12 protein-coding genes are annotated in these 13,747 nt (G+C 37.3%); 1 reads left to right on the top strand and 11 read right to left on the bottom strand.

Features of this window, described 5'->3' with window-relative positions; all coding sequences use genetic code 11:
- Nucleotides 1-56: 56 nt before the first annotated feature.
- Together AC58NB_RS09015 and AC58NB_RS09020 are read right to left on the bottom strand one after the other, a co-directional pair.
- Nucleotides 57-1,835, bottom strand: coding sequence for an ABC transporter ATP-binding protein (locus AC58NB_RS09015; RefSeq protein WP_497426493.1), 1,779 nt, complete (start codon nucleotides 1,833-1,835; stop codon nucleotides 57-59).
- The gene (locus AC58NB_RS09020; RefSeq protein ID WP_497426494.1) at nucleotides 1,832-3,571 is read right to left on the bottom strand and encodes an ABC transporter ATP-binding protein; all 1,740 of its coding nucleotides are present in this window, start codon (nucleotides 3,569-3,571) and stop codon (nucleotides 1,832-1,834) included. The genes AC58NB_RS09015 and AC58NB_RS09020 overlap by 4 nt, the downstream gene beginning before the upstream one ends.
- 615 nt (nucleotides 3,572-4,186) lie before the next feature.
- Between AC58NB_RS09020 and AC58NB_RS09025 the strand changes: the two genes are divergently transcribed.
- Nucleotides 4,187-4,369 (top strand): hypothetical protein, encoded by a 183-nt coding sequence (locus AC58NB_RS09025; protein WP_497426495.1) that lies wholly within the window; start codon nucleotides 4,187-4,189, stop codon nucleotides 4,367-4,369.
- A gap of 227 nt (nucleotides 4,370-4,596) precedes the next feature.
- Here AC58NB_RS09025 and AC58NB_RS09030 read toward each other — a convergent pair whose 3' ends face one another.
- The 9 genes from AC58NB_RS09030 to AC58NB_RS09070 form a co-directional block, all read right to left on the bottom strand.
- Nucleotides 4,597-5,790 (bottom strand): thiolase family protein, encoded by a 1,194-nt coding sequence (locus AC58NB_RS09030; protein ID WP_497426496.1) that lies wholly within the window; start codon nucleotides 5,788-5,790, stop codon nucleotides 4,597-4,599.
- A 285-nt stretch (nucleotides 5,791-6,075) separates the two neighbouring features.
- Complete coding sequence (locus tag AC58NB_RS09035) at nucleotides 6,076-7,221, bottom strand: histidine kinase N-terminal domain-containing protein (RefSeq protein WP_497426497.1); 1,146 nt, start codon at nucleotides 7,219-7,221, stop codon at nucleotides 6,076-6,078.
- Between the two features lie 435 nt (nucleotides 7,222-7,656).
- Complete coding sequence (locus AC58NB_RS09040; RefSeq protein WP_497426498.1) at nucleotides 7,657-8,625, bottom strand: alpha/beta fold hydrolase; 969 nt, start codon at nucleotides 8,623-8,625, stop codon at nucleotides 7,657-7,659.
- 264 nt (nucleotides 8,626-8,889) lie between these two features.
- Nucleotides 8,890-9,036 carry a lmo0937 family membrane protein gene (locus AC58NB_RS09045; protein ID WP_497426499.1) on the bottom strand — a complete coding sequence of 49 codons (147 nt, stop codon included), beginning with the start codon at nucleotides 9,034-9,036 and terminating at the stop codon, nucleotides 8,890-8,892.
- 106 nt (nucleotides 9,037-9,142) lie between these two features.
- A complete protein-coding gene (locus AC58NB_RS09050; protein ID WP_497426500.1) occupies nucleotides 9,143-9,619 on the bottom strand; it encodes a dCTP deaminase/dUTPase family protein in 477 nt (158 codons plus the stop codon).
- Nucleotides 9,620-9,631: 12 nt separating this feature from the next.
- Nucleotides 9,632-11,950, bottom strand: a complete 2,319-nt coding sequence (locus AC58NB_RS09055; RefSeq protein WP_497426501.1) for a helicase C-terminal domain-containing protein — start codon at nucleotides 11,948-11,950, stop codon at nucleotides 9,632-9,634.
- A 228-nt stretch (nucleotides 11,951-12,178) separates the two neighbouring features.
- The gene (locus AC58NB_RS09060; protein WP_497426502.1) at nucleotides 12,179-12,595 is read right to left on the bottom strand and encodes a CBS domain-containing protein; all 417 of its coding nucleotides are present in this window, start codon (nucleotides 12,593-12,595) and stop codon (nucleotides 12,179-12,181) included.
- 99 nt (nucleotides 12,596-12,694) lie between these two features.
- The gene (locus tag AC58NB_RS09065) at nucleotides 12,695-13,339 is read right to left on the bottom strand and encodes a GTP pyrophosphokinase (protein WP_497426503.1); all 645 of its coding nucleotides are present in this window, start codon (nucleotides 13,337-13,339) and stop codon (nucleotides 12,695-12,697) included.
- Nucleotides 13,340-13,497: 158 nt separating this feature from the next.
- The gene (locus tag AC58NB_RS09070) at nucleotides 13,498-13,695 is read right to left on the bottom strand and encodes a cold-shock protein (protein WP_497426504.1); all 198 of its coding nucleotides are present in this window, start codon (nucleotides 13,693-13,695) and stop codon (nucleotides 13,498-13,500) included.
- Between the last annotated feature and the right edge of the window lie 52 nt (nucleotides 13,696-13,747).

Below are 13,747 nucleotides of genomic sequence, written 5' to 3' on the forward strand. Positions count from 1 at the left end.
TGTTAGAGGTTACACGGATAAGATTTATTTCTATACATCATAGTGATCAAGTATTTTCATATCGTTACGGTATGACTGCCAATTTCAGCTTCACGGCTAAATAGCCTTGAATATACCCCTTGTTTATTATCCAGCAAGTCTTCATGTGTACCAGTCTCAATTACTTCCCCTTTTTCCATAACGATAATTCGATCAGCCGATAAGACGGTTGATAGTCGATGAGAAATGATAATAATCGTTTGGGAATCTTTTCTTTTTCTGATTGCTTCATTTATTTTTAGTTCAGTGATTGGGTCTAATGCTGAGCTTGCTTCATCCAGTATTAGAATCTTAGCGTTTTTCACCAGGGCTCGAGCCAAGGATAAACGCTGCTTTTGCCCTCCGGAAAGCATGCTTCCTCTTTCTCCTACATTGGTTTCCAGTCCATTTGGCAATCCTTCGATATACTCCTTAAGACCGCTGTCTCTGATCGCGGAATAGAGTTCTTCGTCTGTTGCTTCTGGATTACCAATTCTTAAGTTATCAGCCAACGTTCCATTCCTCATTTGGACATCTTGAGAAACAAACGCAAGTTGCTGACGAAGCCATCCCACATCAACCATGCGAATATCTTGATGATCGATCATAATGGCTCCCTCGACAGGATCATAAAGGCGTAAAAGCAGGTCAACAATTGTAGATTTTCCAGATCCACTTGGTCCAACAATTGCAGCTATTTCTCCTTGCTTAATCTGAAAGGAGACTCCTTTTAATACGTACTCATCTTTATCGGGATACGAGAATACTACACCAGCTGCTTCTATATTGCCTCCAATAGCGACAGGCTTTTCTCCTTTATTCATTTCAATTTCCGACTTGGATATGGAGAGCAAAGCATCTGATCGATCCAGTGCCGGTCCTGTTCTTCTGACCGATAGCCACATTCTTAGCATTCTTTGCATTTCATTTGCAGCTATGGTTACTAGGCTTCCGGCAGTCAGCATTTGGCCGGTTGTTAGTTGACTTTCCCAAATCAAAAGGACACTAAAATAATAAACGCCTGCGAGTGCAATTCCATTATATCCACCAATTACAACGATCGATTGCATGCGTGCCTTTAATTCCCTTACTGAATGTTTAACGAAGGACTCCCGAATGGAAATAATGCTCTCCACCTCACGATCGGACACGCCCAACACTCTTGACAGATGGATTCCCGTTACAGATTCGCGTAATCTTTCTAAATATCGAGACGCCTCCTCCCTCGCTTTTTGTGAAGCAGACCTTGTTCGTTTACCAACATGATTAGAAGCTAAATAGAAGATAATTCCCAAAATCACGCTGGCCATCATCAAGTAAGGATGGATAAATAATAAGACCACATTATAAATGATAACTCCTTGAACAGATGCCATTAATGTAGAGCCTTCCCATGCCAAGAAATTGTGCAATGTGTCAGGGTCATCTGAAACACGAGCCAGTAATTCTCCCGATTTTGCATTCTGAAAGTAGGAAAAGGGCAGATAATGAATATGGGTGAATAATTTAATTTTCTGCCTATTCGTAACGGATTTCGCAATATAATGGCAAAAATATTCGTCTATAACCATCATAAATAAATCAAAAATAGCTACAAACAACAGCAACCACATTAATCCCCACAATAAGGATGAGGATTGTTTAGGGATGACATCATCAACCAGCCAGCTTAAGGCAAATGCCGGGATAACAGAAGCACAAATCTGTGCGATGGCTATTACAAAGGAATCTCCCAGCACCCATTTCCAAAAAGGCTTTAAAAAGGCGAGTACACGTCTGCCATCCCGGTTTTTTTGATTCTTTTGTTCAACACTCAACCTACTCGCCCCCTCTCTAATTCACTATATTGCGACCTATATAACTCAAAATATTTCCCTTTCAAGGCAAGTAATTCTTGATGTGTTCCTCTTTCGGCAATTTCACCTTTATGTAAAAGTAAGATTTCATCCGTATGCCGAACTGTTATTAAACGATGGGCAATCGTAATGGTTGTTCTGCCTGGTATAAGTTTTTCCAGTGCTTCTTGTACCTTCTCTTCCGTTTCTCCATCTAAAGAAGATGTTGCCTCATCAAATATCAGTAGGTGCGGATGCCTTAAAATAGCTCTGGCTAAAGCGATCCGTTGACGTTGCCCACCAGAGAGCTTTAGACCTCTTTCACCCACGATCGTTTCGTAGCCTTCCGGCAATGACTCAATCAACTCTGTCAATCCAGCCGCTTCAACAGCATGTTGAATATCACGATCAGCAGCATCCCTTTTTCCATATACGATATTTTCTTTAAGCGAAGCGTTCAAAAGGAAGGTTTCCTGACTAACAATCCCTACCTGACTCCTGAACGAATTTCGATTATAGGCATGCAAGTTCTTCCCATCAATTAATACCTCACCTTCATCAGGATTATATAATCCTAATAAAATCTGAACCAATGTACTTTTTCCGCCTCCACTTGTCCCTACTATTCCAATATGGCAGCCCTGTTCTACCGTGATCGAAATATCATTTAATACATTTTCGGTTGATTCGGGATAATGAAACGTAATGTTTTTTAATTCCACTTTTCCTGATATCGGACCTATTGCAGGTAATTGTACATCATGCTCTTCAGGCAAATAAAAATATTCATAGATTCTTTGCAAGGCAGGTATAGCCTGCTGGATGATCATTGCATTTTCAGCGAGTGAGCGCACGGGCTGAAACATGGTTGGGATAAAACCTAAGCATGTCACGAGTACCCCAACCGTGATTTCACCCTTCCAAACCGAATAGCCGCCTACTAGCATGACAACTCCAGGAGTGGCGATATTGAACATATTCCCTAGGCGCCAGTTAACTTTACCAATCAAAGCTGCTTTGATAGAAAAAGTCATCCATTTTTCAAGCTTGGATTTCTGCGTATCTATTTCAGAATTCTGTTGATGAAAAGTACGGACCAACCGTACGGATTCGATACTTTCTTGTAGATGATGATACATATCAGCACTCATATCCCTTTGAATAGCGCCCATTTCCCTAACCGTTTTCCCAAGTTTAAAGGAAGGATATAAATAAATGGCGAATACAATCAACATAACGACTGCAGTTGGCCAATACAGAAAAATAACGGATGAAAAGGCGGCAATGGCACTGATTATTTGCTGTAAAAATCGCGGAATAACGGTGTTGTTTAAATTTTGGATAGACTCAACATCGTGCGTCAGCCTAAATAACATGTCTCCCCTTGGAGTTTTTTGAAAGAAAGACATCGGAGCTTTATGCAATTTTTTAAAAACCCGTAACTGCATATCAGTTATGACATCCAGCCCAACTTTAATTTGTACATATTCCTGTATACTCTCAAATACTACTTTCCCGATATAAGATACAATAATACCTCCAATGATCCACGGTAGAAGTTCAACTACATTATGTAAGAGTACATCATCAACTAATTTACCCGTCAGAATAGGCGGAAGAATTGTAAAAGCCCCACCAATCAAGGAGAAAACAACAGCTATTGTGATACTGAACCAATAAGGCTTAAAGTGGCCAAGTATCTCCCTCGCTAAACGCATAACTTTAAACACCCCCATAAGTCAATATTTTATTATATTTTCAGAATATATTCACTATTTATTTGAATGATTTTACATTTATTTACCAGATTAGTAGTCATTTATTAATGGTGCATTATTGCTAATTAATCTTATATTGAAATTCAGCTTTCAGGGAAATTAGGTAAAGCAAGGAGGATAATTATGTCATTTTATATCGGTTTAATTATTGGTGTTTTACACTTATTGATTGCTTATTTGGTTTGGAAAAGAGGGTTGGTAAAGTTTTTGGCAGGATATGTGGAAGGATAAATTAAAGATAAAAATAAACTTGCGAAATATGCGGGTATACTGCTAATTGGTCGGGTTGATCGCTATCTTATTCACATTGGCATCTGATCAATACACTATTTTATTTTGGGATTGTATTTTTATGCTTTTTACCGGCATGATTATTATCAATACTAAAATAAAATAGTAACCACTTTTATACAAATCTGTTATCACAATTTATCATTTTATTTAGTGGTTGGATATCTCTCTGAAAAACTCCATATCTTCATAAAAAGTAATATACATTTATTGTAAAATAATGTTAAGATGTTCATGATTAAACTAATTATTGGAGGGCAACTTATGGGAGTATCTATTTTATTTGGAGCTTTTAGCATACTATTCTATTTGGGAATGATTATCTTTGCTGTTTATTTTGCAATCACTATTATTAAATTGATGAGAGAAAGAAATAATACTCTCAATGAGATCCGGTCCGAGATATGGAAACTGAATGCCAGTAACCAACAAGATTCAAATAAATAAAATTATGAATATATCATTTCAGGCTGTCGACAGTGCGTCAACAGCCTCTCTGAAATGGGATATAAACATAATCGATTCATTTGCGATATATCATATAACACGATAGTTGCCAATGAAATATCAAGATTCCAATAAAGTTACCGAGAGTAATAGATTTACGGAACCTTTGATAGACATATTTTTACTTAGTTAATGTGTGTGCAAATATAGAATCTTTCCTTTCCTACTTACACTTGCAAATTTTCAATTATGGAGGAGATCCCCATGCCGCCTCCTATACACAAGGTAACCAATCCATATTTTTCGCCTCTGCGCTCCATTTCATGAAGAAGTTTGGTCATAAGGATGCCTCCGGTTCCTCCAATTGGATGTCCGAGCGCGATGGCTCCCCCATTTACATTCAATCTTTTTAAATCGATATCTAATTCTTTCATCACAGCCAAAGCTTGAGCTGCAAATGCTTCATTTAACTCGATCAGTCCAATATCTTTTAGTTTTAGCCCAGCCATCTTTAATGCTTTTCTCGTAGCAGGCACAGGCCCAATTCCCATTATTTCCGGTGAGACTCCAGCTACTGCCTGGGCAATAATCTTTGCCTTGGGTTTAAATCCTTTTTGGATAGCTGTTTCTTCTGCCATTAACAAAAGGAATCCTGCACCATCATTCCGTCCACTCGAATTCCCGGCTGTTACTGTTCCATTTTCTTTAAATACCGGCTTTAGCCTTGTCAATTGTTCCATATTCGTTTTTCTTGGATGTTCATCCACTTGAAACAATACAGTTCCTTTTTTCATCTTAACCGGATATGGCATGATTTGATCTTCAAACAGACCAGCTGAGATAGCATGTTCAGCTTTTTCTTGGCTTAAAAGCGCAAATTCATCCTGTTCTTCTCTGGTGATCGAATATTTTTCAGCCAAGTTTTCAGCAGTCAACCCCATTGTTAAATGACCATAGGTTTCAATCGGTTGGGCCCGAGGTTGACTTTCGGTATTCGAATCCAAAATTTCTGCATTACCTACGCCAAAGCCATAACGGGCATTCCGAAGATAAAATGGTGCCTGACTCATACTCTCAGCGCCTCCGGCAATTACGATATCAGATAAACCACACATAATTTGCTGAGCGCCATTATGAACGGCCTGAATACCTGATCCGCACTGGCGGTGAACTGTGTAACCCGGAGTTCCGATGGGCAATTCAGCTTGCAATAAAGCTAATCGAGCGAGATTAGGCTGATCTGCACTTTGTTTCGACTGGCCAATTATAACTTCATCTATCTCATCTTTTTGGACTCCAGTACGCTCAATTAACCCATTCATGGTGGCAGCAGCCAAAAATTCTACTCCTTCATTCTTTAAAACGCCGCCTATCCTCCCTACAGCCGTCCTTACAGAATCAACAATCACTGCATTTCTCATCCTACTTCCTCCCCTTTGAGCCTAAGTATCTTTAAATGGCTAGTAAGATCTAGGCAACCTAAGACATGCTTACACTAAACAAAAAGGATCTGTTGGTAAAAATGAAGCCACTTGAAATCTCTATATTTCCTTTCTATATTCTATTCAGCGGCAAAACCAAATCTAACAAAAATTTTTAGCACTATCTTTACTGCTGCAGAGAAGTCCTTAAATAGATAAAACAGCAGACAATCCCCTTAAGGAATTTGTCTGCTGTTTTATTATTTCATTCTGTTTAAATCTACTTCACTGCACAGGCCTGATAACGATAGAATCCGGCAGGTAAATACTAAATTTCGTCCATTCCGGATTTGATGTACATACTAAGTTGCCATTATAACGACCAATGATTTTTTTACATACATAAAGACCAATTCCAGTACCTAATTCCTTCGTAGTAAAGAATGGTTCAAAGATTGATTCGATATATTCTTTTGCAATCATTGGTCCATTATTGGAGAGGCTTATCACTAATTGACCGTTCTTCATCATCGTTTCCACTTTAATCACACGCTCAGATGGCTGATTTTTCAAGGCATCGATTGAGTTAACAAAAAGATTAAGGGCAACCTGCTTCAATCCATTTCTGCTTGCCTTTATGGTTAAATCAGCCGGAACATCGATTTCCACCTTAACATTGGTGTCTATAATGCTCGCATAGCTTAATTGTTTAATCTCCTCAATCAGATCCCCGATTGATATATCCATGATGATTTCTTCATTGAATTCAGCCTTTGAGGTGTGCAAAAATTGAGTGATGCGGAAATTTAATTGATTGAGCTCATAATCCATGATATCTAGGTATTTCATATCCGGATATTCTTTTTTCAAAATCTTATTAAAGCCCATTACAGCCGTCAGTGGATTACGGAATTCATGTACAAAGCTTGATGATATTTGGCCGAGCAACGCTAATTTATCCTTATGGTTCTCATTGATGAAACTGGTCTTCTCATCAATGACTTTATTCTTCATATGTGTATAGGTCGAAACCATCTCATAGCTGAATATGTCAAATTGTCTATTGATATTATTAATTGTACTCTGGAGAATATGAGACGGTATATCCATCTTCAACACAAAATTAACAAATATTCTGCGCCCCTGATTGATATTGTATAAGACATCTCCTATATTGATAGCATCCATCCGTTCCATGGCTGTTCTTTTCGCCATTTCCTTGATTTCATTTTCAGATATTTTTCCATTTATCGTGTCGATCAATTGGCTGAACATCGTTTTACGCGATTCTTCCATGAGTGCTAGATATTCCTCATGATGCTGTATCTTAATTGAATCTAAATACTCCTGATATAAGCTCCTCTCTTCTTTCATCAATAATTCCTCAATCAATTGTTCATATTCATTTTGCTTTAACAAAATTGGCTCCATCCATTTAGACCACCATTTCACTTTAGCTTTACACGTATGAGTTATATTCGACAAATAACCCTGATATCCTTTACTGTAAGTAAAACATTCACAGAATGACATAATTGTTATATTTTTGTAAAACTGACCCTCTTAAACATTCTGATGATACTTTTTGATAAATAAATCACATATTTTCACACTATCGTACTTTTACTTTATAGAAAAGGTTATTAACCTTGGTCTTACACTGTTTAAGAATAATCCTACAATAAAAATATTCTACCGACCATTCTCTATATTATTGGGAAGTGCTACAGCCATCTCTGTTACCTTCATAAGGAGAGTTGAGAAAAAAGACATTAATCCAATCTATCTTGGATCAATGCCTCACTAGATCTTCAATCTATCTCTATACCCATTTAATTCAAATAGACAGTTCACTCATTTAATAACCTAAAAAGTATTCATAAAACCATTTACATGTTCACTCATTTCTTTAGAACGTGTCCAATGAAGATAATGATGCCCTTCTATAGTGACTATTTTACCTGGAGAGTTATCACGTAATTGAGTTCGATAGAATGTCACATAGGACTTCCCCTCTTCGTTTATTTGTTCTTCAGCCTTAGTAAAAAACAGGACAGGCATATTTTTTGGAAAAGTCATATCCTTTGTTTTACCAATATTACTTTTGATTTCATTCGCTTCATCCACCACATTCTTGTTATATCCTTTCCAGGCAGAAATAGCTTCAGTCATTTTTAGATTTTTTTCTGTATAGGTACCATTCTTAGCAATTGGAAGATAGTTATCAGACTTCAAAGATACCATAAGACGGGCTAATCCGGTCGGTGCAGCAAAACGAATAAAGTTTGGTAAAGCAGGAGCTGACTCACCGAAATAGTCTAAAGCCTGAGGCAGCGTAGTATCAATTCCTATAACCGCTTTCACTTCACTTGGATATTTATCAGCATAATACATACTATATATTCCGGAAAGAGAATGTGGCATTAAAATATATGGACCTTTGATATTCGATTTCTGAAGAGCCGTTCTTAGCTCTTCTACTATATTTTCCACTGTTCTTTCTTTAGTTGTTACATCACTCCACCCATAGCCAAAAGGCTCCACTACAACTACTTTATTAGTAAGTGCCAGCTCATTTAGTAAAGGTTCGAAATCCAAGACAGGAGCGGCAGTGCCTAAACCACTTAATAAGACAATCGTATTTTCTCCGTCCCCTTTCGTGTAAACATGCATATTATTTCCGTCTACTTCAACTAATCTTCCTGTAGCTGGGTAACTTTTTTGTTCATATGCTGTTTTAATGTAATGAAAAGCGATCCATATCAGAACCACAGCTACTAAAAACAAAAATATAGTTCTTGTCATATTCAAAAATCTGGATTTCTTATTTACCACCAAAATTTCCACCTCTTTCCATAGAATATCCTAACCTTTATTTGTAAATTTTACCATATAACTAGAATCCATTATAAAAAAATTATCTTCCTATCAAAGAAAAAATTATAACGGTAGTAATCTTGAAGGTTATACTTCTCCTTATTCCTGTAGAAGTAACATTTAGCCAACAAAAAAGGACTATACAGGAGGAATCAATTCCTCCTGTATAGTCCTTAATTATTCAACAGGCATTCATGTGATTAGATGATTAATGAAGCTTATTCAACGTGATCCTCTGTTTTTAAAAATATTAAATACAAATACAAGTGCAGCAATTACTAATAGTACGTGGATAAGCCCTCCACCAATCTCAAATAAAAATCCTAATAACCATAAGACCACTAAAACTCCAATTATTGTCCAAAGCATTTTAATCAGCTCCTTTCAATTGGTTTTACTTCTATTTATTTTTTACCCCATAGAATAATATCTGAAACAAAAAGGTGTAATTGGATACAAATCTTTTCTGTATAGCTTACCTTTTTGTGGAACCAAATCCACCAGATCTATTTGCATGCAAGACTTGATCATCATCCGCTACTAAATACTGTTTAAATATACCCTGTGCAATCCGGTCCCCTTGGTTAATCAGCACAGGCGCTTCTCCTCGATTGGTAATAGAAATACCAATATTTCCATCATTATCAGGATTTCCATAATAAGATGAATCAATAATGCCAGTGCCATTCGATAATACAAGTCCATATTTCACTCCAAGGCTACTTCGTATATGTATTTCCAACAATTCATCTTTTTTCATATAAGCTTTGATGTTCGTCCAAAATAAATGCTTCTCACCAACATTCAGTGTGATTGTTTCATTGGAAAAGAAATCATACCCTGCCGAACCGGCATCACCCCGCATGGGCAGCTTAACCTCATCCTCATTCATTTGAATCTTAAAATGCTCTGGTTTTACAACTTCAAATCCTCTTACTCTTTGCTCTCTCATATGTATCTCCTTTTATGTCATTTCCTTGTCATTTTCAATAATTTTAAAAGTACTCCACATTTCGGGGAATAAAGATTGATATTTTTTGGTTAGAAAACGATCATCTATTAAGGTTAGCGTACCAGAATCATGCTCACTTCGTATTAAGCGGCCCGCCGCCTGTAATACCTTGTTCATACCTGGATAGGCATAAGCATAATCAAATCCATTTTTCCCGGCCGCTTTATAATAATCGCGAATTAAATTTCTCTCCTCATTTATTTGTGGTAACCCAACACCAACAATGATCACCCCACTCAATCGATTCCCCACCAGGTCAATTCCTTCAGAAAATATACCGCCTAAAACCGTAAAACCTATGACGGGAACACTTGAATCCTCTTCAAAGGCTGATAAAAAAGCCTCTCTTTCCTCCTCACTCATTCCCTGATTCTGAATCAATATTTTAGATGGACCCTCAAATTCCTCGAGTTCATCCATTACCATTTTTAAAAATTGATAGGATGGGAAAAACACTAAAAAATTACCTCTGTTTTGAATCACAGCTTTAATCGTTTTGGCTATTTGAACACTTGAGGCTGCTCGCTCATAATAACGCGTGGAGAGCGGCTGGATCGTGATATCCAACTGTTCAGGAGAAAAAGGGGAACCTATTTTGATGCGATAATCCCCATCCTCACTACCCAGGGCATCCATGTAATAACCAATTGGCGTTAGCGTAGCTGAAAAGAATAGTTTCGCAGCAAACCCTTTTGTCATCTTCTGTATATTTAAGGAAGGATCCAAACAAAACATCTTTACATGCAAATTATTCCTTTCCTTTACTACATGCGTCGTATAATTTTCATTATAGTACTTCGCAATCCGGAGAAAATTTTGGGATGTAAAAAAGATCTCCAATAAATCAGTTTGATTGGAAGGAGTGCTTTCTCCGAACCGGGTTAATTCAGCACTGGCATGAAGAACAAAATGCTCGAGCGCTTCCAGCAATTCATCTGGTTTTTCCAGATATGCAGCGGATTTTTTATCACCTAATTCTTTCTTTACCTGAATCAATATCGCGTTTATCACTTTAGCTGCATTTGATAAATCTGGATTGGACTCGCTGTATGCTCTCTTTATATCAAGGAACACTTTCTTCTCCAATTCTGCTGAAAACATTTCTCTTCCGCGATCCACCAAATTATGAGCCTCATCCACTAAAAGGACAGTCCTTTTCCTTTGCTCATCTGAAAATCGTTTCAAGAATACTCTAGGATCAAATACATAATTATAATCGCAAATCACAATGTCTGCCAGGTAAGCCAATTCAATCGAATATTCAAACGGACATACGCGGTGACGATGAGCATACTTTAAGATCGTTTCTCGATCCATAAGTAACTCATTTTCTAAAATATCCAAAACAGCCTCATTGATTCGATCAAAATGGCCTTCTCCATACATACATTGATCCGTGTTACAAGTTCCCTCTGGACTTATACATATTTTATCTTTCGCTGTAAGCGTAACGGTTCTCACTCTTAATCCTCGTTCATTCAGGATCTTTATTGTATCCTCAGCCACTTGTCTAGTAATGGTCTTTGCCGTTAAATAAATGATTCGCTCGATTTTATGATCCTTTTCTGCCATCATTTTTACGGATGGAAAAATAAAAGAAATTGTCTTACCAATCCCAGTTGGTGCTAAAGCAAAAAGATTTCTCTTTTCAGTAATCGTTTTCCAGGCCGCTCCAATCAGCTTTCTCTGGCCTTTTCTGAAATCCTTGAACGGAAATTCGATTTGTGCAGCTGAGTTCAGCTTTTCTTTCTTTATTTTTAGTTGTAAAACTGCAAATGGTGCAAATTCAGTCAGTACCTTATCCAAAAAATGTTCTAATTGTTCAATCGTGACGTTTTTTCGAAACGCAATCGTTTGATTTGTCAGAACATGTACATAGGTCAATTGAATCTCTATCTGTTTAAGATTTTCATTCAGACAATAGATGTACCCATAGCACATCGCCTGAGCCCAATGGACAGGGTATGTATTTTCATCAATTGCTTCAAGAGTTCCGGAAGTCGATTTGATTTCCTCTATAACGGGACCTTCCGACCGATGTAATATTCCATCACATCTTCCTTCAATCTGATAACTAATACCCTCGAATTCCTTGACCAGATGCAGAGGTACCTCTTTTTCATCGTTCTCTTGATATCCTGCCTGAATGGCCTGATGGATTCTAGTCCCTTCAATCATTGAACTGGACGTACGAAAACGACGATCCAGGTCGCCGCTCCGGTACACATATTCAACTAACTGTCTAATGGATATATGATACTCGCCCAACATATACACTCACCCATCCCGCTCTTAATACCATTATCATACCATATAGGGCACAAACGTTTTTACGAGAACCATTCATTCAACAGACTCATTCATGTTAATTAAAAAACAGGGCTATTCCCAAAATGGAGAATACCCTGCGCCGTAAAGAATAGATATTTAGTTATCCTAAAAATATTTCCCACTAAGATAGTTACTCTTCTGTCGTTTCAAGACAAATTAGACTCTATCCTAATTTTGTTCAGAAATATCCTGCAAAGCCTCTCCAGCTTCATCATTACCTGTGTTGCTTACCGCCAAATCACCCAAGGAAACAATCCCAACCAGCTTACCGTTTTCCAGGACTGGCAGGCGTCTGATTTGATGCTCAGCCATAATGGCTGCCGCCTCTTCCTCTGTCGTATCAGGGTTGGCCGTAACAACATTTTGATGCATAACATCTGTTACCTTAGTCGAACCCGGCCTTTTTTCAGCAATCCCATCCACTACTAGATCGCGGTCCGTGATGATGCCAAGCAAAGTTCCATCCTCGCAAACTGGAATAATTCCCACATCATCATCTTTCATTTTTAAAGCTACCTCATATACATTATCATGCGGTTCTACGTAATCTACATTTGTTGTCATAATATCTCTTAAGTTTGTCATGAATTTGTCCCTTCCTTCCTTTTATACTTTTATCTTCCCCTTTTTTAGCCTATTTGACACATTTATTTAGAAGGAAGGACAAATAATCTTCAGTCTCAGTTAGATTTCATTCATCTGTTTATCTTTATATACCTGGACTTCTTCATTAATTCTGAGCATTTTATCATCCAAATCTGCAACCATATCGGCAGAATCCTTTAATTCCATAAGGAGATGGTCAGGTACCTCCTTACCAAATTTATAATAAATTTTATGTTCAAGACTTGCCCAAAAATCCATAGCAATGGTCCGTATTTGGATTTCTACCTTCATCCATTTTTTACAGTCTGAAAAAAACACCGGAATTTCTGTTATTAAATGAAGGCTTCTATATCCATTTGGTTTAGGGTTTTTAATATAGTCTTTAATCTCTAGAATATGTATATCATCCTGTTTCCCCAAAGCGTTTACAATGGCATAAATATCTGTCGTAAATGAACAGGATATACGAATGCCTGCGATATCACGGACGTGTTGCTCTGCATTCTCAATGGTGATATCCAGATTTTTCCGCTCTAATTTTTTCTTAATACTTTGCGGACTTTTCATTCTCGACTTTATATGTTCAATCGGATTATAATTATGGATAAATTCAAATTCCTGATTTAATATATCCAGTTTCGTATTCATTTCACTCAAAGCAAACTTGTAACCAATAAAAAATTCCTTCCATTCATTTAATTCATGTAAATTAAGTATATTCATGTGGTAGGTCCCTCTTTTCTGTAGTGTTCCATAATTCTGAATACGAATCTAATGAATGAAAGGTTTCGTTATGTACAATTTTTTTGATGCCTAAGTGCCTTCTAAATAAAAAAAACAGACCATAAAATTGGTCTGTTTCTGCGAGAAAGCTGGACGGCTTAATCGTTCCGTCTAGGATTATTAATCGCTTGAAGCATTTTTATTCCTTCTGTCATTTCGCTACCACATAATGGACACTTAGGTGTTTCAGTAGCTTTGAAATTGTCCCGTACCCAGCCGTTACAATCATCAGAAGTACATTCCCACACCTTTGTTTCTTCAGGGATTATTTCCTCAACATTTTTTCGATTATACATAACCGGCACACCTTTCTTTTAGAAGTTTAATATGTAGTTAAAGACTACCCTT

Source organism: Pradoshia sp. TA40_28 (assembly GCF_059694525.1).

What these genes read in the sequence shown, in the direction of transcription:
- AC58NB_RS09050 (WP_497426500.1), bottom strand. Translation starts at nt 9,619, where the DNA reads ATGAGAGAGCAAAGAGTAAGAGGATTTGAAGTTGTAAAACCAGAGCAT.
- AC58NB_RS09070 (WP_497426504.1), bottom strand. Translation starts at nt 13,695, where the DNA reads ATGTATAATCGAAAAAATGTTGAGGAAATAATCCCTGAAGAAACAAAG.
- AC58NB_RS09025 (WP_497426495.1), top strand. Translation starts at nt 4,187, where the DNA reads ATGGGAGTATCTATTTTATTTGGAGCTTTTAGCATACTATTCTATTTG.
- AC58NB_RS09020 (WP_497426494.1), bottom strand. Translation starts at nt 3,571, where the DNA reads ATGCGTTTAGCGAGGGAGATACTTGGCCACTTTAAGCCTTATTGGTTC.
- AC58NB_RS09045 (WP_497426499.1), bottom strand. Translation starts at nt 9,036, where the DNA reads ATGCTTTGGACAATAATTGGAGTTTTAGTGGTCTTATGGTTATTAGGA.
- AC58NB_RS09060 (WP_497426502.1), bottom strand. Translation starts at nt 12,595, where the DNA reads ATGACAAACTTAAGAGATATTATGACAACAAATGTAGATTACGTAGAA.
- AC58NB_RS09035 (WP_497426497.1), bottom strand. Translation starts at nt 7,221, where the DNA reads ATGGAGCCAATTTTGTTAAAGCAAAATGAATATGAACAATTGATTGAG.
- AC58NB_RS09055 (WP_497426501.1), bottom strand. Translation starts at nt 11,950, where the DNA reads ATGTTGGGCGAGTATCATATATCCATTAGACAGTTAGTTGAATATGTG.
- AC58NB_RS09065 (WP_497426503.1), bottom strand. Translation starts at nt 13,339, where the DNA reads ATGAATATACTTAATTTACATGAATTAAATGAATGGAAGGAATTTTTT.
- AC58NB_RS09030 (WP_497426496.1), bottom strand. Translation starts at nt 5,790, where the DNA reads ATGAGAAATGCAGTGATTGTTGATTCTGTAAGGACGGCTGTAGGGAGG.